Consider the following 21,771-nt stretch of genomic DNA (forward strand, 5'->3'; position numbering starts at 1 on the left):
TCAGGGGCCCGTTTCGGCGCCACCGTGTGGGACATGGTCTTCGCAGCCCGGTCCCTCGCCCTGCCCGCACCGCGTCGGCGCGCCACCGCCGTCCGGCACCTCGGCCCGAACTGGTACGCCGCCGTGATGGGAACGGCGATCGTGGCGACTGCGGGCGCGGGACTGCCCGGGCCCGCGCAGGAGGCCTGGCTGCGCACGGTCTGCGCGGCCGTCTGGGCGCTGTCGTCCGCCCTGCTGCTCGCCCTCCTCGGCGCTCGTGCGCTGCACTGGACCCACCACCGCGACCAGGCGCGCGCCCATCTGCTCGACCCCGCCATGGCGCCCTTCTACGGTTGTCTGGCCATGGCCCTGCTGGCCGTGGGCGGCGCCACCCTGGTCGTCGGCCGGGACTGGCTCGGGGCGGGCCCGGCCCTCGCCGTGGACACCGTGCTCTTCACCGCCGGTACGGCCGTCGGTCTTGTCGTCGCCGTCGCCGTGCCGTACCTGATGGTCGCCCGGCACCGCATGGAGCCGGGCCAGGCCTCCCCGGTCTGGCTGCTGGCCGTGGTCGCCCCCATGGTCTCGGCGGCCCAGGGCCCGCTGCTGGTCCCGCATCTTCCGGCCGGTCAGCCCCGGGAGACGCTGCTGCTCGCCTGCTTCGCGATGTTCGGGCTGAGTCTGCTGGCCACCCTTGCGCTGCTGCCGGCGATCCTCGCCCGGCTCATCACCGCGGGCCCGCCGCCGCTCCCCCAGACCCCGGCCCTGTTCCTGGTGCTCGGCCCGCTGGGCCAGTCGGCGACGGCGGTCGCCGCGGTCGCGAACGCGGCGACGGGCGTCGTCCCGGCCCCTCACGACCGGGGATTCGGCGTGTTCGCCCTGCTCTACGGTGTTCCGGTGCTGGGCTTCGCCCTGCTGTGGCTGGGGCTCTCCGCCGCGCTGGTGGTGCGGGCCCGCCGCCACGGCATGGGTTTCGGTATGACCTGGTGGGCGTTCACCTTCCCGGTCGGCACCTGCGTCACGGGCGCGGAGGCGCTCGCCCGGCGCACCGGCCTCGTGGCTCTGGACGGGCTCGCGATCGGCCTGTACTTGCTGCTCGTGGCCGCCTGGGCGGTCATCGCCCTCCGCACGGGCCGGGGGCTCGTCAGCGGACGGCTGCTCGCAGCGCCTCGGTGACGACCTGCGGCGCCCGGGCCAGCGACGGCCCGTACCAGGTGAGGTGGCGCCCGCTGACGAGCGCGCAGCGGACTCCCTCGAAGGCCTCGGGGCCGTCGTCCGCCGTGAAGCGGTACGGCTCGTCGGGCAGGACCACGAGGTCGGGCGCCGCCTCCCGCAGTTCCGGCAGGGGGATGCGCGGATAGCGCTCCGGGTGGGTCGCATACAGGTTGTCCACACCCAGCCTGGCCAGGACGTCCCCGGCGAAGGTGTCCCGGCCCAGCACCATCCAGGGCCGCCGCCACACCGGGACGACGGCGGTCCTCCGCGTCGCCGGCTCCGCGAGCCCCGACCATGCCGCCCTGGCCTGCGCAAGCCAGTGCGGCGGGACGGCCGCCCCGCAGGCGGTGACGACCCGCTCCAGCTCGCCGAAGGCCTGGGGGACGGTGCGCACCTCGGTGACCAGGACCTCGAGGCCTGCCGCGCGCAGGGCGGCCAGGTCCGGCTCCCGGTTCTCCTCCTCGTTGGCGACCACCAGATCGGGGGCCAGCCGGACGATCCGCTCGACATCCGGGTTCTTGGTTCCCCCGATCCGGGTGACATCGAGACCGGCCGGATGGCTGCACCAGTCCGTGGCACCCACCAGGGCGCCCGGCACGGTGGCGGCCACTGCCTCGGTCAGCGACGGCACGAGGGAGACGACACGCACGTCGGGCATGACGGTGAGTATTGCAGCGGGGCGCACCCTCGCGCGCCGGCAGAACGGGCCGGGACGGCGTTCGGGCCTCTCCGTCGGGTGTCGGGGGCCTCCGGGCCGAGTCAGCGCCGCCTGGACGCGTCCTCGATGGCTTCGATATGGTCGGCGACCGCGACCACGACCACGCGGGTCTCCGGCTCCGTCGCCCGCCAGCGGTGACGCACCCCGCCGCTCAGGTAGAGCGTGTCCCCGCGCCCGAGCCGGTGCGCCCGGCCCTCCGCCTCCACCTCGACGGCGCCGTCGACGACGTACATCAACTCGTCGTTGCGGTGCTGGAACTCCCGGCCCTCGTCGTGGTCGCCGATGAACTCCATCGCGTGCAGCTGGTGGTGGCCGCGCACCAGGGCGCGCATGCGCGCCGCTCCCGGCGCGACCTCTTCGTCGTCGGCACGCAGCACGTCCACGCTGCACGCCGGGTCGGCCGCCGCGAGCAGTTCGACGGCGGTGGTGCCCAGGGCGTCGGCGATGCGCTCCAGTGACGGGCGGCTCGGGCGCGCCCGCTCGTTCTCGACCTGGCTGAGGAACGGGACCGACAGACCGCTGCGCTCGGCCACGACGGCAAGGGTGAGCTCCAGCGTCCGGCGCCGTCGCCGAACGGCGGCGCCCACCCGAAGGGGCTGTTCTTTGCGGTCGCCCATCGCTCCGGCTCCCTCCCTCGCTCGTCGGTCCGCTGCTCTGCCCGGCGGGCGTGTCGCCGCCGCCCGATGGTTCACCGGTCATTGCTTCTGTTGAGTTGTCTGCACCCTACGCATGTTCGGCAAACCGTTTCATGCGCCCGTCACATCGCTGTCACATACAAGAGTGGTGAAGGCAACGGTTCGCGCCACCGGGCGAGCCGTCCCGCCGACCGGCGCGCGCCTCCCGTGTACGAGGGTGAAATCCCTGACCAGACGGGTGGAGCAGGGCTGGGGACCCGTTTCGCCACCAGGGCGGGCGACGTGGCGCCGAAGGTCGTGGACGGCGCGAAGCCCGGCGGATCCGGACAACCCCGACGGGACCGCCGGCCCCGGGAGCAGCACAACAGGACCGAGGGGCGCCGAAACGGTGTTCGGCGCCCCTCGTCGGCAGGGCTGTGCGGTCCGTGCGTGGACCCGTCGGGGTTGTCCGGATCCTTCCCGTACGGCGGTACGAAGCGGTCCGCGACTACTGCGGCGTCATCCGCTCCACCATGTCCGGGTGCTGCTTCAGCCAGGTGGCCACCGCGTCCTCCTCATGGCCCTGGCCGCCGCGCTTGACCTCGCTCTCCAGGCTGCCCAGCTCGGCCTCGCTCATCCTGAAGTTCTTGATCCACTTCGTGAGCTGCGGGTACTGCTCCGGGAACGACCGGCCGGAGATGGTCCGGATCGTGTTGCCCTCGCCGAACAGCTTCTTGCCGTCCTGGAGCTTGGTCAGCTTGTACTCGCTGTAGGCCCAGTGCGGGGACCAGAGGACCACCGCGACCGGCTCCTTCTTGGCGTAGGCACGCTTGAGCTCCGCGAGCATCGCGGGCGTGGAGCCGTCGACGACCTTGTACTCCTTGTCGAGGCCGTAGCCGGGCAGCACCTTCGTCTTGAGCAGGTTCATCTCGCCGGTGCCCGGCTCGATGCCGATGATCCTGCCGCCGAAGGTCTTCGCCTTGCCCTTGAGGTCCTCGAGGGACTTGACGTCCTTCACGTACGAGGGCACGGCGATCTCCAGCGAGGTCGGCTGGTACCAGGTGCCCAGGTCTCTGAGGTCGTCCTTGCTCTTGTCCCAGTAGTTCTTCTGGGCGTAGGGCAGCCACGCGTCGAAGTTGAGGTCGAGGTCGCCCGAGGCCAGTCCGGTGTAGACCGGGCCGACGTCCATCTGCTTGAGGTTCAGCTGGTAGCCGCGCCGCTCGAGGACGTTCTTCCACAGGTAGGTGACGGCCACGTCCTCGTCCCAGGGGAACCAGGCGACGTTCAGCGCGCGCTTCGCCTCGGCCGGGGTGCCGGTGGCGGACTTCTGGACGGGGGCCAGCTTGTCGACGATGCCGGGGTTCTTCTTCAGCCAGGCGCGCACCGCGTCCTGCTGCTTGCCCTGGCCCGACCGGTTGATCTCCGCCTCCAGGCTGGTGAGCTGCTTCTCGTCCATCCTGAAGTTCTTCAGCCAGTTGCCGACGACCGGGTTGTCCTTCGCGAAGCCCTTGCGGGAGAGGGTGTGCACGGCGTCGCCCTTGCCCCAGGCGCCCTTCGGGTCCTTGAGCTTCTTCAGGTCGTAGTCGTCGTACGCCCAATGCGGCGACCACAGCGTGACGACGATGGGCTCCTTCTTGGCGTAGGCGCGCTTGAGCTCCGCGAGCATCGCGGGCGTGGAGCTGTCGACGACCTTGTACTCCTTGTCCAGGCCGTACTGCTTGAGGACGGTGCTCTTGAGCAGGCTCATCTCGCCGGCGCTCGACTCGATGCCGGTGATCTTGCCGCCGAACGTGGCGGCCTTGCCCTTGAGGTCCTCCAGCGAGTCGATGCCCTTCATGTACGAGGGCACGGTCAGCTCGAGCGAGGTGGGGCTGTACCAGGAGCCCACGTCGTCGAGCCGGCTGCCGTACTTCTTCCAGTACTGCTCGTGCGTGGTCGGCAGCCAGGAGTCGGTCTCGAAGTCGATGTCGCCCTGGGCGAGGGAGGTGTAGAGCGGTCCGGCGTCGAACTGTTTGACGTCGACCTGGAACCCGCGCTGCTCGAGTATCTCCTTCCACAGGAACGTGGAGGCGACTCCCTCGTCCCACGGTATGTACCCGATGCTGACCTTCTTGCCCTGGCCGACGTTCTGCGCGTCGGACGCGTCGGCGGCCTTGTCCCCACCGCCGAAGATGCCCATGCCTCCGGCGACGAGCGCCAGGACGACCACGCCGATCACGGCCACGGCGGGCCGGGGACGGTAGTTCCAGATCTGCAGCCCCCGCGCGGCCCTCAGCCGGGCGGCGGCGCGCCGGCCCAGCGGGGAGACCTGGGTGCCGAGCGCGCTGGTCATCCGGTCCAGGTAGATCGCCAGGATGACGATGGCGACACCGGCCTCGGAGCCGAGACCCACGTTGAGCTGGCCGATCGCCTCGTTGACGTCGCCGCCGAGGCCGCCGGTGCCGACCATGCCCGCGATCGCCGCCATGGACAGGCCCAGCATGATCACCTGGTTGACGCCGGCCATGACGGTGGGCAGGGCGAGCGGCAGCTGCACACGCAGCAGCGTGCTGCGCGGCGTGGTGCCGAAGGCGTCGGCGGCCTCCACCAGCTCCTTGTCCACCTGGCGGATGCCCAGCTCGGTCATGCGGACGCCGGGTGCGAGGGCGAAGATCAAGGTGGCCACGATGCCCGCGGGGGCACCGGTGCCGAAGAACAGGATCGCCGGGATGAGGTAGATCATCGCCGGCAGCGTCTGCATGAAGTCGAGCACCGGCCGCACCAGCCCGCCGACCCGGCTGGAGCGGGCCGCCCAGATGCCCACGGGCACGGACACGACGAGCGCGATGAGGGTCGCCACCAGGACGAGCGACAGGGTCACCATCGCGTCCTCCCACAGCTCCAGGGAGTCGATGAAGGCGAATCCCACGAAGGTGAGGAGGCCGGCGGAGGTGCCCCGCAGCCAGAGGGCGATCACGGCGAAGATCGCCGCGAGCAGAAGCGGCTCGGGAGCCTGGAGGACGGCGTTGATGCCCTCGAAGGCGCCCTGGAAGACGGTCTTGCAGAAGTCGAACAGCCACGCCATGTGGTTCAGCAGCCAGTCGACCACGGAGTTGACCCAGTCGCCGAACGGGATCCTAGGCACGAGCGATCACCTTCCCGCCCTGGTCGTGCCGGGAGGCACAGGGCGTGGGCTCGTCCTCCCGGTCCCCGAGGAAACCCACCAGCCGCTGCCGCGGTACGACGCCCACGAGCCCCTCGCTCGGGTCGAGCACCGCGACCGGGTGCGTGAGGCGCGCGCTGATGGCGCACAGCTCCACGAACGGGGTGTCGGGCGTCGCGGTCTCACAGTCGCAGTCGGCCTCGTCGCCGCGGACCGAGGTGTCCATGACGGCGCCGGCAGTGAGCACACGGGAACGGTCGACGTCCTTGGTGAAGGAGGCGACGTAGTCGTCCGCCGGGCGCACCAGGATGTCCTCGGCGGTGCCGATCTGCACGATGCGGCCGTCGCGCATGACGGCGATGCGATCGCCGAGACGCATGGCCTCGTTGAGGTCGTGGGTGATGAAGACGATGGTCTTCTTCAGGGTCTTCTGCAGCTCCAGGAGCTGGTCCTGCATATCGCGGCGGATCAGCGGGTCGAGCGCGCTGAACGACTCGTCCATCAGCAGCAGGTCGGCGTCCGTGGCGAGCGCGCGGGCCAGGCCCACACGCTGCTGCATGCCGCCGGACAGCTCGTCGGGCCAGGACTTCTCCCAGCCGGCCAGGCCACACAGGGCGAGCGCCTCGTCGGCACGCGCGGCGCGCTCGGCGCGGGGCACGCCCTGCACTTCCAGGCCGTAGGCGGCGTTCTCACGAACGCTGCGGTGCGGGAAGAGCGCAAAATGCTGGAAGACCATGCTGATCTTCCGTGAACGGACCTCGCGCAGCTCGCGGGGACCGAGTGCGGTGAGGTCCTGGCCGTCGAAGAGCACCTTGCCCGCGGTGGGCTCCAGCAGTCCGTTGAGCATGCGCAGCAGGGTGGACTTGCCGGAGCCGGACAGCCCCATGACCACGAAGATCTGGCCCGGGTCCACGGTGAAGGAGGCATCGATGACGGCAGCCGTCGTGCCGTCGGCACGCAGCTCTTCGCGGTCCGCTCCCTGCCGGAGCCGCTCCACCGCCTCGTCCGGTCGTCTGCCGAACGCCTTGTACAGGTGCTCGGCTTCAAGCCTGGATGACACAGGTACCTCTCGTCTCGTGAACTCCGAGCCGCTGCAAACGATTGAATGTGCAACGGGCATCGCTCCGAGGCCGCGCCTGCCCGGGCTTTTGTCCGGCAAACACAGGAGTGATCCTCTTCACACCGCGTTCACAGATGTCATCCCCGCCCCGATGTCCGTCGCCTGAGGGTCGCTGTCGGTGGCGTACGGCATGATGCGGAAGGTGACCCGACGCCTGATGCTCCTCGACACCGCCTCGCTCTACTTCCGGGCCTACTTCGGCGTCCCGGAATCCGTGAAGGCCCCGGACGGCACGCCCGTGAACGCGGTGCGCGGACTGCTGGAATTCATCGACCGCCTGGTCCGGGACCACCGTCCGGACGACCTGCTGGCCTGCATGGACGCCGACTGGCGCCCGCAGTGGCGGGTGGAGCTGATCCCCTCGTACAAGGCGCACCGGGTGGCGGAGGAGCGCGAGGCCGGCCCGGACGAGGAGGAGGTGCCGGACACCCTCTCGCCCCAGGTTCCCGTCATCGAGGACGTCCTGGACGCGCTGGGCATCGCGCGCGTGGGCGTCGAGGGGTACGAGGCGGACGACGTGATCGGCACGTTCACCGCCCGGGCGAAGGGCCCGGTCGACATCGTCACCGGCGACCGCGATCTCTACCAGCTGGTCGACGACGCCCGCGGTGTGCGCGTGCTGTATCCGCTCAAGGGCGTGGGCACGCTCCAGCTGACCGACGAGGCCTTCCTCCGCGGCAAGTACGGGGTCGACGGCCCCGGTTACGCGGATCTGGCACTGCTGCGCGGCGACCCCAGCGACGGGCTCCCGGGGGTGCCGGGCATCGGCGAGAAGACGGCCGCGAAGCTGCTGGCCGAGTTCGGCGACCTGGCCGGGATCATGGCCGCGGTGGACGACACGACGTCGAAGCTCACCCCGGCACAGCGCAAGCGGCTCGACGAGGCGCGGCCGTACGTCGCCCTCGCGCCCGAGGTCGTACGGGTCGCGGCCGATGTACCGCTCCCCGATGTGGACCCCGGCCTCCCGCGTACCCCGCGCGACCCGGCCGCGCTCGACGGCCTGGCGACCCGCTGGGGGCTCGGCGGCTCACTGCAGCGCCTGCTCACCACGCTCGGGGCGTGACACGGCCCCGCCGAGCGACGGGCCCGGCAGGACCCCGGCCCGAAACCCCCTCGCGCACCTCGCACGTCCCCACCGGGTGACTCAGCGGCCGGCCCCGGCGGGGCCGGCCGTGCGGTGCACATCGCGCGCCCGGCTCCGGACGTGAGGGTTCCGACGAGATGTGGTCATCAAGGCTTCATGGGAGAGGTGTTAACCGCCCGGAGATGCTAGGTTAGGTAAACCTAAGCACGTGAACTGGGAGGCCGTCATGGCAGAGCGCCCGGCAGCCAGGGCCCGCAAGGCCCACTCCGCGCAGGTCATCCGCACGGAGAGGCTGACCCCGCACATGCAGCGAGTGGTGCTCGGTGGCGAGGGTCTCGCCGATTTCACGGTGGGCGACTGCACGGACCACTATGTGAAGCTGCTCTTCCCTGCCGAGGGCGTCACCTATCCCGAACCCTTCGACATGCAGCGCATCCGCGAGAACTTCCCCCGCGACCAGTGGCCCGTGACACGGACGTACACCGTGCGGGCCTGGGACCCCGAACACCGCGAGCTGACACTGGACTTCGTGATCCACGGCGACGAGGGTCTCGCCGGCCCCTGGGCGGTGCGCGTCCAGCCGGGCGAGACCGTGCGCTTCATGGGCCCCGGCGGCGCCTACGCCCCGGACGCGGGCGCCGACTGGCATCTGCTCGCCGGGGACGAGAGCGCGCTGCCCGCCATCTCCGCCGCCCTGGAGGCGCTGCCGCCCGGTGCGGCGGCGCATGCCTTCGTCGAGGTCACGGGCCCGCAGGAGGAGCAGAAGATCGACTCCGAGGTGGACGTGGTCTGGCTGCACCGCGGTGACCGGCCCGTCGGCGCCGCCCTGGTGGAGGCGGTCCGCGCACTGCGGTTCCCGGAGGGCCGGGTGCACGCGTTCGTGCACGGTGAGGCCAGTTTCGTGAAGGAGCTGCGCCGGCTCCTGCGGGTGGAACTGGAGATCCCGCGCGAGCACATGTCCATCTCCGGTTACTGGCGCCTCGGCCACAACGAGGACGGCTGGCAGGCGTCGAAGCGGGAGTGGAACGCCCGCATCGAAGCGGAGCAGGAGAGCTCGGAGCAGGAGAGTTCGGAGCGGGAGAGCGCCTCCGCCGCCTGACCGACCGCGAGCGGCGGCACCGTGCCGGTGCCGCCGCCGTGTCGTGCGGGGCTCACACGGAGCGCTGGTACGACCGGAAGGTACGGATCGACAGCCACACCGCGACCACCGCGAGCCCGAGCAGCGCTGCGCCCCGGCCGGCCACGGCACCCCACTCCGGCTGCTCCGACATCGCCGAACGTCCGGCGACCATCGCCCAGTTGAGCGGATTGAAGTCGGCGATGTGCCGCATCCACGAGGGCATCTGGGACGGCGCCATGAAGGCCGTGGACAGGAATGTGAGCGGGAGCAGCAGGAAGGTGTTGATGCCGATGATGGACTCCCGCTCCTGCACCAGCATACCCAGCGCGTTGGACAGCGCCCCGAAGATCGTGCCGAGCAGCACGGCGGCGAGGACGAGGATCGCGACCCCGCCGACGCCGCCCGCGCAGTGGGCGCCGCCGAGCAGCCCGAGCAGGACGATGATCACCGACTGAAGGGCGGTCACCAGGCCGTTGTGGACGACGTTGCCGTTCATCAGCGCGGCCCGGCTGACCGGCGTCGTCAGGAACCGGTTGAGTGTTCCGCGCTGGATCTCCTCCAGGGTGCCCATGCCCGCCCACATGTTGGAGCTGAGCGCGCTCATCACGACCACACCCGGCACGAGGTAGTCCAGATAGGAGACCGTGCCGAAGCCGCCCAGTTCCACGACCTTCCTGAAGAGGCTGCCGAACAGGAACAGCCAGATCACCGGCTGGATCAGGGTGATGACCGCGTATGCGGGCTGCCGTGCGAACACCATGAGCTGACGCTGCGTCATGTACCAGGTCTGGGCCACCGCCGTGCTCATCGCGCACCTCCCGCGAGGGCGAGGTGGCCCGCCGCCTCGGCTTCGACGTCGGAGTAACGGCGCCCGGCGTAGCGGAGGTAGACGTCGTCCAGCGAGGGGCGGGCGACGGTCGCGGCGGCGACCCCGACACCGGCCCGCTCGAGTGCCCCCAGCAGCGCGGGCATCGCCGCGGCCCCGTCGTCGGCGCGGACGCTGACGCGGCTCGCGTCGAGGTGCGTCTCGTTGATGCCCGGCAGTGCCGCGAGGGCACCCCTGAGCAGGGTGCCGCCGGCCTCGCCGAGAGGTTCGCGCAGTTCCACATGGACCGCGTCACCGCGGAGTTCGCCCTTGAGCGAGTCCGGGGTGCCCTCCACCACGATCCGGCCCCGGTCGACGATCGCCACCCGCCCGGCGAGCCGGTCGGCCTCTTCGAGGTGGTGCGTGGTGAGCAGGATGGTCAGGCCCTCTTCGCCGGCCAGACGGCCGATCTCGTCCCACATTGCGGTGCGGGCCTCCGGGTCGAGGCCGGTGGTGGGCTCGTCCAGGAAGAGCACCTCGGGCCGGTGCACCAGGCCGAGCGCGACATCGAGACGCCGGCGCATGCCGCCGGAGTAGCCCTTGACCTGACGCCCGGCGGCGTCGGTGAGCGAGAAGCGCTCGAGGAGCACGGCGACACGCTCGTTCAGTGCCCGGCCCTTCAAGCCGTGGAGCCGGCCCTGGAGTCGGAGGTTCTCACGGCCGGTGGCGACCGGGTCGGCGCCGGAGTTCTGGGCGACCACACCGATGGCGCGCCGCACCCGGTCGGGGTGGCGCATCACATCATGGCCGGCGACGGTGGCCGAGCCCGAGTCGGGGCGGGCCAGGGTGGTGAGGATCTTGACCGTGGTGGACTTCCCCGCGCCATTCGGGCCGAGGAGCCCGAGGACGGTGCCGGGCTCGACGGTGATGTCCATGCCGTTCAAGGCCGTGACATCACCGGGATAGGTCTTGATCAGCTGACGCGCCTCGACTGCGGGCGCACGGGTGGTCATGCCGACTGCTCTCCTGTGGTCAGCGGACGACGACGGGTCCGCGGTGCAGCGGACGGGCCGCCCTCCTGATGAGGGATGACTGCTGATCCACGTGAGGAGCGCCGGGCTATCCTGGGTGTGCCGCACCTCGATCGCCTGGATGTGCCTCACGGCGGATTCAGCTCGGGGTTCGAGACCCTGGCGGGACTGCTGCAACAGCCCTGCCGGGGTTTTTACTTGTTCAGCGGCTACGGTCTGCCGACATCGCCGCCTTCCGGCTTCAGGTACTCCTCGGGGAACTCCCCCGTCTCGTGGAAGGTCCGCCACTCCTTGACGCCGGGCAGCGTGCCCGACTTGATCTCCGCGAGGAAGCCGCGCACCCACGCGGCTTCCGCCTCGACCATGTGGAGCTTGTACTCGGTCTCCACGAGGAAGAGTCGCGGAAGCGTCTCGTACAGCTTCTCCAGCCCGCCGCGCGCGCTGGCGGCCTGCACCACCAGCGTGTCCAGCCGCTCCTCGAGCAGCCGGGCCACCTCGTCGGGATGGATCACTGCCATCAGTGACAGCGCCGACTCGAAGATGGGGTACTCCTGCACGGGGACGGCGAGCAGGTCCGACAGCCACTCGGTGGCCTCGTCGCGCCCGGCGTCCGTGATGCCGTAGAGCGTGCGCTCAGGACGGTTGCCCTGGCGCTGCACGTCGGCGACCTCGACAAAACCGTGCTTCTCCAGGTTCTGGACGACGGTGTAGAGCGAGCCGTAGTTGATCTTCAGGCTGGTGTCCTTGCCGCGACGGCGCAGCGTCTGGGCGATCTCGTACGGATGCATCGGCCTCTCGGTGAGCAGCACCATGACCGCGAGTGCCAGTGGGTTGCCGAGCTTGCGGCGCTTCGTCGCCATGGGGTGTCACCTCGATTGCACTTCTCCACCGAATATCCGTCACCGAACATATCGCGACCGCGAGGCGCCGGTCAAGATACACGATGTATCGCGTATCCGGACGGTTCTCAAGGCCTCCGGGCGGTTCGCAGGGTGAGGGAGCGCCCCGACGCGCCCTGCCCCGTCGGACCGCAGCGGCGTGCGGGCGGCGGGCCCCCCACGCCGCACGTGGGCGGCGAGGGAGGCGACGCGGGGCGGCGACAGCGCGGCATATGGGTGCCACGCCCCGCGACGCCTGCACCGTCCGAACGACGGGCCCTAGGCCGGATGACCCTCGAGCCGCGCGTGCAGGTGCATGTCGTGCCAGCCGTCCGGGTGGAGCAGGGCGCTGCGCTTGGTGCCCTCCAGGGCGAAGCCCGTCTTCGTGGCGACGCGGCAGGACGCCTCGTTGCGGACGGAGTGCGTCAACTCGAGGCGGTGGAAGCCGACGCCGAAGGCCCAGCGCGCGAGCGCGGTCACCCCGCGCGGTGCGACACCCCGGCCCCGGGCGGCGGCGACCGTCCAGTACGCCACCTCGGCCGCGCCGTCACCGAGCAGCATGTTGCGCAGGGCCACGCGGCCCAGCAGTGCACCGGTACCGGGGTCCACCACCGCCCACTGGGCCTGCCGCTCCCCCCTCCACGACCTCACCCACTCGGCTATCCAGTCGCGCACCTCGTCCTCGGAGTCGGCGCCGCGAATGTGCCATTGCTGCAAGGCGGGGTCCTGGAACGCCTCGTACACGGCGGGCGCGTCCGCGGCCGTCCAGGGACGCAGGACCAGGCCGTCACCGGTGATGGTGGGCTGTGCGGTGCGAGCGAGGGCTCCGGGCGGCAGAACGCCACTGATCAGGAATGGCATGCCCGACATCCTGCCAACCGCCCGGCACCGCACCCGGCGGATTCCGGCCGTCCGCCCGTGGCACCGGGCCGGCCGCGGCCCTCCGCGCCCGATCCCGTTCCGCCGGTGCCCGCGCCCCCTCGTACGCTGGGCGGTGATGCGACGCAAACCCCCGGCCCCGCCCTCTCCCCTGCCGCAGCGCGACGGGATCGATCCCGTGCGGGTACGGCTGCCCTTCGACGGGGCGTGGGACACCGTGCGGGATCATCTCGTGGCGCGGCTGGCCGCCGGGGCCGGGGTGATCGACGGCATGCTGGACGCGGGTCTGATCGTCGGGGTGGACGGACGGCCCGTCACACATGACACGGCGTACGTGCCGGGCATGTATGTGTGGTTCCACCGCACGCTGCCCGACGAGGTGCGGGTGCCCTTCCCGGTGGAGGTGGTGTACCGGGACGAGCACATCGTGGTCGCCGACAAGCCGCACTTCCTCGCCACGACCCCGCGCGGCAGCCATGTCACCGAGACCGCCCTGGCCCGGCTGCGGCGCGACCTCGGCATCCCCGCGCTGTCCGCGGCGCACCGGCTGGACCGGCTCACCGCCGGGCTCGTCCTGTTCACCGTGCGGCCCGCGGAACGCGGCAGGTACCAGACGCTGTTCCGCGACCGCAGGGTCGCCAAGGAGTACGAGGCCGTGGCGCCCTACGCCCCCGGGGTGTCCCTGCCGCACACCGTGCGCAGCCGGATCGTCAAGGAGCGCGGGGTGCTGACGGCCCGCGAGGTGGTGGGCGAGCCCAACGCGGTGAGCCGGATCGAGCTGCTGGAGAACCGCGCCGGGCGCGGTCGCTACCGCCTGCTGCCGCACACCGGGCAGACCCATCAGCTGCGCGTCCACATGAACGCGTTGGGGCTGCCCATCCTCGGCGATCCCCTCTACCCGGTGGTGGCCGACCCCGGGCCGGCCGGCGACTTCCGGCGGCCGCTCCAACTGCTCGCACGGGTACTGGAGTTCACCGATCCGGTCACGGGGCACGCGCATCGCTTCGTCAGTGGGAGGGCGCTCGAGGCCTGGACGGCATACGAGTCATGGGCCCGTTAGGCGCCGTCCACCCTGCGCAGGACCGGCGCCCGGCGGCCGTGACGACGCCGGTCCCCGGCTCATTCGCCCCGCCACCACCGCACCAGGCGCTGCCACACTCCGGGACGTTCCGGCGGCGCCGGTGCCACGGAGGGCACCGGCGGGACCGGCGGAGCGGCCTCCGGGACCGGAGCGGTGGCCGCCGAACCGGGCGTCGCGACCAGCCATCCGGGACGCTGATGCGGCATCGCGTGCAGCGACGGCCGCTGGGTCGTGTCCTGCGGCGGCCTCGGCTCGAACCGCACCGGCAGCTCCACCAGATGCCGCGACGCGATGGACCCGGTCCACTGCAGTGCGTCCTCCCCGCAGTCGAGCCGGATGTCCGGCAGCCGCATCAGCAGTGCGTCGATCCCGGTGTCGGCGATGGCACGGCCGATGTCCTGGCCCGGGCACTCGTGCGGGCCGCCGCCGAAGGCGAGGTGGGAGCGGTTGCCCTGCATGTTGGCGGAGAGGTCGGGCCGCACCCGGGGGTCGACGTTGCCGGGCGCGATGCCCAGCAGGAGTCCGTCGCCCTTGCGGATGCGCCGGCCGCCCAGCTCGGTGTCCTGCTTGGCGTAGTAGCCGAGAATGCTGCTGAAGGGCGGCTCGTCCCACAGGGACTGCTCCACCGCCTCGGGCACCGTCATCTGCCCGCCGTTGAGCTGGGCCCTGAAGCGCGGATCGGTGAGGATCACGCGCAGCACGTTGGCGAGGAGGTTCGCCGTGGCCTCGTAGGCGGCGATCAGGACGACCCGCAGATGCTCCCGGATCTCACCGTCGGTGAGCGCGGCCGGGTGGTTGACGAGGTGGCTGGTGAAGTCGTCCTCGGGCTGGGCGCGGCGCCGGGCGGTGAGCCGGGTCAGCGCGTCCACGATGTACTGGTTGCTGGCGATCGCGGTCTCGGTGCCCTTGAGCATGTCGCGGGCGGCCTGCACGATCCGGTCGTTGTACTCGTCCGCCATGCCGAGGACCTCGCACATCACCGCCATCGGCAAGTGGTCGGCGAACTGGCCGACCAGATCGGCCCGGCCCGTCTCGCAGAAGCGGTTGACCAGCATCTGCGTGGCGCGGTTGATGTGGCGGCGCAGACCCCGGTAGTCGATGGTCGAGACGGCGCCGGTGACGGCGCCGCGCAGCCTGAGGTGCTCGTCGCCCTCGACGTGCGAGCAGATGGGCTGCCAGGCGAAGTGCGGGCTCAGCGGGTGGTCCGGCTTTACCTCGCCCGACATCAGCGGCGCCCACACACGGCTGTCCCGCGTGAACTGTGCGGGTGACCGCACCATGTGCAGATTCTCGCTGTGGCCGAGCACCACCCAGATCGGGACGTCGTCGTGGAGCAGCGCGGGCGCCACGGCGCCGTGTTCGGCACGCATCTTCTCGTACAGGGCCCCCAGGTCCTCCGCCTCCGGACCGTACAGCCGGTGCGCGCCACCGGGGCCGCGGCCGTGGGCCGGGCAGCCCGGCGGAGGCGTGGGGGTCGAGTCGTCCGTACCGGTGAGGTCCCTGCCGATCAGGGAGTGGGATTCAGGCGTCACGATGGTCGCTCCGAAGCTGAGGTGGATCCGGTGTCGGGGGTGGGGACGGGACGTGCGGACGGGTGCGGCGGGGTGCGGGCGACGGACGCCGCGATCAGACGGGCGCGCGGGCCGTCGCCAGCGAGTGCAGGAAGTGCATCAGCGTCATCAGGACGTCGCGGCTGGAGGCCCGGCGCCGCGCGTCGCACTCCACGATCGGGATCTCGTCGGACAGGTCGAGCGCGGCGCGCAGCTCCCTCATCGGGTGACGGGGCGCGCCCGGGAAGGAGTTGACGGCGACCACGAACGGCACGCCGCGCTCCTCGAGCCGGCCGATGACGTCGAAGCTGACCTCCGGACGGCGGGTGTCGAGCAGCACCACCGCGCCGAGGGCCCCCTCGAACAGGCCGTTCCACAGGAACCAGAAGCGTTCCTGGCCCGGGGTGCCGAACAGGTACAGCACCAGTTGCTCGGTGATGCTGATCCGGCCGAAGTCCATCGCCACGGTGGTGGCCGTCTTGCTGTCGGAACCGAAGTTGTCGTCGACCCCGACACCCGCCTGGGTCATGGTCTCCTCGGTCGTCAGCGGTCTGATCTCGCTGACGGAACCGACCATGGTCGTCTTGCCGACCCCGAAGCCGCCCACGATCACGATCTTGACCGCTGCCCGTGCCGTGTGCGGCAGATGGTCCTCGGCCCGTGGACCGGGGACGGGGTCAGAGCTTTTCCAGTCCATGCATCACCGCTTCGAGAAGGGAACGGTCGGGCGTCGCCTTCCGGACGACGGGGGCGCGTGCCTGGACCAGTTCGGCCGCCAGCAGGTCGGTGAGCAGGAGGGTCACGACGCTGAACGGCAGGCTGAGGTAGGCCGAGATCTCGGCCACGGACAGGGGTGACCGGCACAGCCGGAGCAGCGCCGACTGCTCCGGCGTGGCCGTGGGTTGGGGGTCGGCGCACGCCACGATCAGGGTGACCAGGTCGATGGAGGCCCGCTCGCCCCCGTCGGTCGCGCCGGTGAGGATGTACAACCGCTCGGGTTGCCTCTGCTCACCCTCCTTTCCGCCGGGGCCCGCCGGGGCGGGCCCCGGCGGCGGCTGTTGCTCGGGGTCGCGCCGACGGCGTCGCGGAGGAGTCATACGGTCTGCCCGTTGCGCCGCGGCGGGCTGGTGAGATGGGAGCCGATGCGGACCACGAGGTCCCGCATGCGGTTGCTCATCAGCCCGGCCTCGGCGACCGTGTCGGCCAGCACCGCAAGGTAGGCGTTGGGGCCGGCCGCCATCATGTAGAAGTAACCGCCGTCGATCTCGATGATGACCATGCGCATCCGGCCGTCGCTGTCCGGGATCTCGGCCGCGACCGCCCCCGCGAGGCTCTGCAGTCCGGCACAGGCCGCGGCGACACGGTCGGCCGCGTCGGGGTCACCGCCGTAGCGGGCGATGCGCAGACCGTCGGCGGAGAGCACCACGACCTGGTGAACGCCCGGTACGCCGTCGGCGAGTTCCTTCAGCAACCAGTCGAAGCTTCCTCGCTGCTGGATCACTTGAGGTCCCCCTCGTCGTCGGCCCGGGCCGGGGCCGGCTCGTCGTTGGTGGATGCGTACGGGGCGTCGGCCGGAGGGCCGGCGGAGAAGGCGTTCGGGTCCGGGTCGGCCTTGAGCCCGTTCATGAAGGCCTCGACCCACAGGCCGGGGGCGGGCTCCTCCTTCTCCGGCTCGGGCTCGGGCGTCCACGGGGCGTGCGTCGAGGCCTCCGCGGCGGCCGCCGCCTCGGCCGCGGCGGCCTCCGCCATCCGCCGGCTCAACGGGATCTTGACGCGGCTGCGGCGCTGCGGCAGACCGCCCGGTGTCCACTCGGTGACGACGGGGACGTCGTCCTCCATCGCCAGGTGCTGCGGGATCCGGGGGCCGGTGGTGGGCCGGCGCTTCTTGGACTTGCGCTCGGGACCCTTCACCCCCTCGTTGTCCAGGGTCGGCACGGAGGTGGCGCCGATGCCGTGGGCGAACCCGGGGGCGGGGTCGGTGGTCAGCATGTCGTTGGGGACGACGAGGATGGCGCGGACTCCGCCGTACGCGGACTGCCGCAGCGAGACATGCATGTTGAACATCGACGACAGGCGTCCGACGACGGCGAGGCCGAGACGCGGTGCCTCGCCCAGTTCCTGGACGTCCACGCCGGCCTGGGCCTCGGCGAGCATCCTCTCGACCTTGGCGCGGTTCTCCTCGCTGAGGCTGATGCCGCCGTCCTCGATCTCCACGGCAATGCCGGTCTGCACCTCGGTGGCGGTTACGTGCACCTTGGTCTGCGGCGGCGAGTAGCGCGTGGCGTTGTCGAGCAGTTCGGCGGCGGCGTGGATGATCGGCTCGACCGAGATGCCCTTGACGTTGACCTTGGCGATGGAGTGCAGCTCGATGCGGCGGTACTCCAGGATGCGGGACATCGCCCCGCGCAGCACGCTGTACAGCGGGACGGGCTGGGGCCACTGACGGCCGGGGCGGCCGCCGCCGATGACGGCGATGGAGTCGGCGAGGCGGCCGATCAGCGCTGTGCCGTGGTCGATGCGCAGCAGGTCGTCGAAGACCTCGGGATTGCGGCCGTGGTCCTCCTCCATCTCCCTGAGTTCCTTGGCCTGCTGGTGGACGATGGCCTGGACACGGCGGGCGATGTTGACGAAGGCACGCTGCGAGGAGTCCCGCATCGCGATCTCCCGGTCGACGATCTGGAGCAGGGTGCGCAGCAACTGCCGCTGCGGTCGGGGCAGTTGGCGGAACCGGGGATGGGAGTCGACGACCGTGCGGATGACCTCCGCGGGGGAGACGCCGCTGCGCAGGCTGTTGAGCGTCCGGGGCAGCACCTCGGCGCGGAAGTACTCGATGTCCTCGTCCTGGGAGGCGATGCGCTGCTCCAGGTACGCGTTGCGCTGCGCGAAGTCGGCGCGCAGGGCGCGGAGGGTACGGCCGCGGCGGGCCGCCACGGCCGCGACGGCGGTCACCAGGACGGCGGCGACGGCTCCGCACCAGCCGACGGTGATCCGGAACTGGTCCGGCACCACCGCGGCGGCGGCCCCGGTCACCGCCGCCGTCAGCACGGCGGGCGCCAACAGCTCGCGCGTGTAGAGAAGTTCACGGCCACCGGGAGGCGATTGAACACTCACCATGTATGCCCTCTGAGACGAATCGGCTGGTTCGCGGATGCTGGGGAGGAGAGGCGGGGGGGTCGCCGGATCGAATCCGGACAAAAACCGACTCTTCATAACGTTTAAGAACAAACGCACGAATACATCTCAACCCGGTGCGCTGCGGGCGAGCCTAATCCGAGCGGATCATCGCCGTGTCATATTCGGCAAGCACCTGAAATGCCCACGGGCCAGGAGTACGCTCGGCTGATTTACACGCCGCGGCATCGTTCGAACACAATGCGTCATGACGTGCCGGCGTACGAAACAAGCCTCTCCGGCGGGTGAGATCCCGTGCTGTGAAGGCGATTTGAGGAGCCGTCGGTCATCTGCCGGAACACCCGCCGGACCGGCCGGACAACGCGCTCGGGACTTCGCATCGGCAGGGGTGAGCCCTGGGCCCCCCTCGGTCGCCGAGGGGGGCGGCGCCGCAGCGTCGGTACGGTAGGCCCGGCAGCCCACCGGAGCCGCCGAGCCGTTCGCCGCCGCGGGCGCTCAGGTGTGTGCGACCGTCACCCCACCGACGAGTACGCCACGACGCCCCGCAGCAGCCCGTCCACGGCCTTGCGTGCGTTCCTGGCAAGGGTCGAGCTCTCGGCGGGGGCGGCCGCCGCGATCTGGCCGAGGACGTCGATGACCTGCTTGCACCAGCGGACGAAGTCGCCGGCCGGCATCTCGGCCTCGCGCAGTACCTCGTCCAAGCCCTTGCCGCTGGCCCACATGTACGCGGCCCAGGCAAAGCCCAGGTCCGGCTCGCGCTGACCCACACCCTCGGTCTGGGTGATCCGGAACTCCTCCTCCAGACCGTCGAGCCGGCCCCAGATGCGCACCATCTCGGCGAGCGCGGCCTTGGCCCTGCCCGACGGCAGCTTCGGCGCCATCGCGTCGTCGGCCATCCGGGACTCGTACACCAGCGCCGAAGCGCACGCGGCCAGTTCGGCCGGGGCGAGCCCCTCCCAGACGCCCTCCCGCAGGCATTCGCTGGCCAGCAGGTCCAGTTCGCCGTAGAGCCGTGCCAGGCGCTTTCCGTGTTCCGTCACCTCGTCGCCGCGCAGGTAGTCCATCTCGGTCAGCAGCGCGACGATACGGTCGAAGGTGCGGGCGATGGTGTTCGTACGGCCCTCGATGCGGCGCTCGAGCTGGGAGGTGTCGCGCAGCAGCCGGTGGTACCGCTCGGCCCAACGAGCGTGGTCCTCACGATCGTTGCAGCCGTGGCAGGGGTGAGCGCGCAGGGCCGTGCGCAGCCGGGCGATCTCGCGGTCGTCTGCCGCCGCGGCACGCCTCTTGCGGTGCCGCTCGGGCGGGATGTGCCCGGCCTTGCTGCGCAGGGCGGAGGCCAGGTCGCGACGGGACTGCGGCGAGCGCGGGTTGAACGACTTGGGGATGCGCATCCGCTCCAGCGGCTCGACGGGCACCGGGAAGTCCATGGCCGCCAGCCGTTTGACCTGCCGTTCGACGGTCAGGACCAAAGGACGCGGGCCGTCGTGCTGTTCGAAGCCGCGGTGGCCGTTGGAGCGGCCGGCGGGCAGGCCGGGGTCGAGGACGAGGGCCAGACCGGCGTACTTGCCGGTGGGGACGTGGATGACGTCACCGGGCTTGAGCTTCTCCAGGGCCACGGCGGCCTCCGCACGTCGCTCCACCGCGCCCTGCCGCGCCAGCTCCGTCTCGCGGTCCTTGAGCTCGCGGCGCAACCGGGCGTACTCCCCGAAGTCGCCGAGGTGGCAGGTCATCGACTCCTGATAGCCCGCGAGTCCTTCCTCGTTGCGCTGGACCTGACGGGAGATGCCCACGACCGACTTGTCGGCCTGGAACTGCGCGAAGGACGTCTCGAGGAGTTCGCGCGAGCGGTGCCGGCCGAACTGCTCGACCAGGTTCACGGCCATGTTGTACGACGGCTTGAAGCTAGAGCGCAGCGGGTAGGTGCGCGTGCCGGCGAGGCCCGCGAGGTGCTCGGGGTTCATGCCGCGCTGCCACAGCACCACCGCGTGGCCCTCGATGTCGATGCCGCGTCGGCCCGCACGGCCGGTCAACTGAGTGTACTCACCGGGGGTGATGTCGGCGTGCTGCTCGCCGTTCCACTTGACGAGCTTTTCCAGCACCACCGAGCGCGCCGGCATGTTGATGCCGAGCGCCAGGGTCTCGGTGGCGAACACGGCCTTCACCAGGCCGCGGACGAAGAGTTCCTCGACGACTTCCTTGAACGTCGGGAGCATGCCTGCGTGGTGGGCGGCGATGCCGCGCTCCAGGCCCTCCAGCCATTCGTAGTAGCCGAGGACGTGCAGGTCCTCGGGCGGGATCGAGGCGGTGCGCTCCTCGACGAGGGCGCGCACCTGCTCGCGCTCCTCCTCGTTGTTGAGCCGCAGTCCCGCGTACAGGCACTGCTCGACGGCGGCCTGGCAGGCGGCGCGGCTGAAGATGAAGGTGATGGCGGGCAGCAGGCCCTCGGAGTCGAGGCGCTCGATGACCTCGGGTCTGCCCGGAGTCCACACCCGGGCGCGCTGTCTGCGCTCCCGCTCACGGTCGGCCTCGCGCATGGCACGGCCGCGTCTGCGGTCCGTGTAGGACGGGCGGGTGGCCTCCGTGCGGGCGAGGCGCGCCAGATCGGGGTTGACGGCCTTCTTGTGGCCCTCACCCTCCTCGAACAGGTCGTACATCCGGCGGCCGGCCAGCACATGCTGGAACAGCGGCACGGGCCGGTGCTCGGAGACGATCACCTCGGTGTCCCCGCGGACGGTGTCGAGCCAGTCGCCGAACTCCTCGGCGTTGGACACGGTCGCCGACAGGGACACCAGGGTCACCGACGCGGGCAGGTGGATGATCACTTCCTCCCAGACGGCGCCGCGGAAGCGGTCGGAGAGGTAGTGCACCTCGTCCATGACCACATAACCGAGGCCGAGGAGGGTCTGCGAGCCCGCGTAGAGCATGTTCCGCAGGACCTCGGTGGTCATGACGACGATCGGGGCGTCCGAGTTGACGCTGTTGTCGCCGGTCAGGAGGCCGACCTTGGCCGCGCCGTAGCGGCGGCTCAGATCGGAGTACTTCTGGTTCGACAGCGCCTTGATGGGTGTCGTGTAGAAGCACTTCTTGCCCTGCTTCAGGGCGAGGTGGACGGCGAACTCGCCGACGATCGTCTTGCCGGAGCCGGTGGGTGCGGCCACCAGTACGCCCTTGCCGGCCTCGAGTGCCTGACAGGCCTCGATCTGGAAGGGGTCGAGACCGAAGTCGTACATCTCGCGGAAGGAGGCGAGGGCGGTGGCCTGCTCGGCAGCCCGCTGGCGGGCTGCGGCGTACCGCTCGGCCGGTGAGAGGTCCTCTGTCATCGTACTTTCGAGCGTACCGGGCGTCGCTGACAACAGGACGATCATTATCCGGATCAAGGCCCCTGGCCATGCCGCCGACGGCGACGGGCCCCACCGTTGTACTCGG

Annotated in this window: 18 protein-coding genes; 4 read left to right on the forward strand and 14 right to left on the reverse strand. The window is 71.0% G+C overall.

Annotation, left to right across the window (positions count from 1 at the left end; genetic code table 11):
* The first annotated feature begins 33 nt into the window (after nt 1–33).
* Nucleotides 34–1,152, forward strand: coding sequence for a TDT family transporter (locus ADL25_RS01195; protein ID WP_059125661.1), 1,119 nt, complete (start codon nt 34–36; stop codon nt 1,150–1,152).
* Here ADL25_RS01195 and ADL25_RS01200 read toward each other — a convergent pair.
* From ADL25_RS01200 to ADL25_RS01215, 4 genes are all read right to left on the reverse strand, one after another.
* Nucleotides 1,121–1,849 carry a helical backbone metal receptor gene (locus ADL25_RS01200; RefSeq protein WP_059125662.1) on the reverse strand — a complete coding sequence of 243 codons (729 nt, stop codon included), beginning with the start codon at nt 1,847–1,849 and terminating at the stop codon, nt 1,121–1,123. The two genes, ADL25_RS01195 and ADL25_RS01200, sit on opposite strands and share 32 nt — an antisense overlap.
* A 101-nt stretch (nt 1,850–1,950) precedes the next feature.
* Nucleotides 1,951–2,526 (reverse strand): helix-turn-helix domain-containing protein, encoded by a 576-nt coding sequence (locus ADL25_RS01205; RefSeq protein ID WP_059125663.1) that lies wholly within the window; start codon nt 2,524–2,526, stop codon nt 1,951–1,953.
* 505 nt (nt 2,527–3,031) lie between these two features.
* Entirely contained in the window at nt 3,032–5,647 is a 2,616-nt protein-coding gene (locus tag ADL25_RS01210) for an ABC transporter permease/substrate binding protein (protein ID WP_059125664.1), read from the reverse strand.
* Nucleotides 5,640–6,725: a quaternary amine ABC transporter ATP-binding protein gene (locus ADL25_RS01215; protein WP_059125665.1), complete on the reverse strand. Its 1,086-nt coding sequence runs from the start codon at nt 6,723–6,725 to the stop codon at nt 5,640–5,642. The genes ADL25_RS01210 and ADL25_RS01215 overlap by 8 nt, the downstream gene beginning before the upstream one ends.
* Before the next feature lie 178 nt (nt 6,726–6,903).
* Here ADL25_RS01215 and ADL25_RS01220 point away from each other — a divergent pair, with 178 nt between their 5' ends.
* Both ADL25_RS01220 and ADL25_RS01225 read left to right on the forward strand, forming a co-directional pair.
* Nucleotides 6,904–7,848 (forward strand): 5'-3' exonuclease, encoded by a 945-nt coding sequence (locus ADL25_RS01220; RefSeq protein ID WP_059125666.1) that lies wholly within the window; start codon nt 6,904–6,906, stop codon nt 7,846–7,848.
* 247 nt (nt 7,849–8,095) lie between these two features.
* Complete coding sequence (locus tag ADL25_RS01225; protein WP_059125857.1) at nt 8,096–8,968, forward strand: siderophore-interacting protein; 873 nt, start codon at nt 8,096–8,098, stop codon at nt 8,966–8,968.
* Nucleotides 8,969–9,020: 52 nt separating this feature from the next.
* Here ADL25_RS01225 and ADL25_RS01230 read toward each other — a convergent pair whose 3' ends face one another.
* The 4 genes from ADL25_RS01230 to ADL25_RS01245 form a co-directional block, all read right to left on the reverse strand.
* Nucleotides 9,021–9,797, reverse strand: coding sequence for an ABC transporter permease (locus ADL25_RS01230; protein WP_059125667.1), 777 nt, complete (start codon nt 9,795–9,797; stop codon nt 9,021–9,023).
* Complete coding sequence (locus ADL25_RS01235) at nt 9,794–10,807, reverse strand: ATP-binding cassette domain-containing protein (RefSeq protein WP_059125668.1); 1,014 nt, start codon at nt 10,805–10,807, stop codon at nt 9,794–9,796. The genes ADL25_RS01230 and ADL25_RS01235 overlap by 4 nt, the downstream gene beginning before the upstream one ends.
* Before the next feature lie 227 nt (nt 10,808–11,034).
* The gene (locus ADL25_RS01240; protein WP_059125669.1) at nt 11,035–11,685 is read right to left on the reverse strand and encodes a PadR family transcriptional regulator; all 651 of its coding nucleotides are present in this window, start codon (nt 11,683–11,685) and stop codon (nt 11,035–11,037) included.
* Between the two features lie 297 nt (nt 11,686–11,982).
* On the reverse strand, nt 11,983–12,564 hold the full coding sequence (locus ADL25_RS01245; RefSeq protein WP_059125670.1) for a GNAT family N-acetyltransferase: 582 nt from the start codon (nt 12,562–12,564) through the stop codon (nt 11,983–11,985).
* Nucleotides 12,565–12,700: 136 nt separating this feature from the next.
* On the opposite strand from ADL25_RS01245, the gene ADL25_RS01250 reads away from it, so the two are divergent.
* Nucleotides 12,701–13,642 carry an RluA family pseudouridine synthase gene (locus tag ADL25_RS01250; protein WP_059125858.1) on the forward strand — a complete coding sequence of 314 codons (942 nt, stop codon included), beginning with the start codon at nt 12,701–12,703 and terminating at the stop codon, nt 13,640–13,642.
* Nucleotides 13,643–13,701: 59 nt separating this feature from the next.
* On the opposite strand, the gene ADL25_RS01255 is transcribed toward ADL25_RS01250, so the two are convergent.
* The 6 genes from ADL25_RS01255 to ADL25_RS01280 all read right to left on the reverse strand — a co-directional run bounded on the left by ADL25_RS01255 (nt 13,702) and on the right by ADL25_RS01280 (nt 21,710).
* On the reverse strand, nt 13,702–15,195 hold the full coding sequence (locus ADL25_RS01255; RefSeq protein WP_059125671.1) for a cytochrome P450: 1,494 nt from the start codon (nt 15,193–15,195) through the stop codon (nt 13,702–13,704).
* A gap of 94 nt (nt 15,196–15,289) precedes the next feature.
* Nucleotides 15,290–15,910, reverse strand: coding sequence for a GTP-binding protein (locus tag ADL25_RS01260; protein ID WP_059125672.1), 621 nt, complete (start codon nt 15,908–15,910; stop codon nt 15,290–15,292).
* Complete coding sequence (locus ADL25_RS01265) at nt 15,891–16,310, reverse strand: DUF742 domain-containing protein (protein WP_059125673.1); 420 nt, start codon at nt 16,308–16,310, stop codon at nt 15,891–15,893. The genes ADL25_RS01260 and ADL25_RS01265 overlap by 20 nt, the downstream gene beginning before the upstream one ends.
* Nucleotides 16,307–16,714: a roadblock/LC7 domain-containing protein gene (locus tag ADL25_RS01270; protein ID WP_059125674.1), complete on the reverse strand. Its 408-nt coding sequence runs from the start codon at nt 16,712–16,714 to the stop codon at nt 16,307–16,309. Before ADL25_RS01270 ends, ADL25_RS01265 begins: the two co-directional genes overlap by 4 nt.
* Nucleotides 16,711–18,327, reverse strand: coding sequence for an ATP-binding protein (locus ADL25_RS01275; RefSeq protein ID WP_059125675.1), 1,617 nt, complete (start codon nt 18,325–18,327; stop codon nt 16,711–16,713). The genes ADL25_RS01270 and ADL25_RS01275 overlap by 4 nt, the downstream gene beginning before the upstream one ends.
* A gap of 530 nt (nt 18,328–18,857) precedes the next feature.
* Nucleotides 18,858–21,710 (reverse strand): DEAD/DEAH box helicase, encoded by a 2,853-nt coding sequence (locus tag ADL25_RS01280; protein ID WP_059125676.1) that lies wholly within the window; start codon nt 21,708–21,710, stop codon nt 18,858–18,860.
* Between the last annotated feature and the right edge of the window lie 61 nt (nt 21,711–21,771).

It is taken from the genome of Streptomyces sp. NRRL F-5122, assembly GCF_001507435.1.
GTDB classification, from domain to species: domain Bacteria; phylum Actinomycetota; class Actinomycetes; order Streptomycetales; family Streptomycetaceae; genus Streptomyces; species Streptomyces lannensis.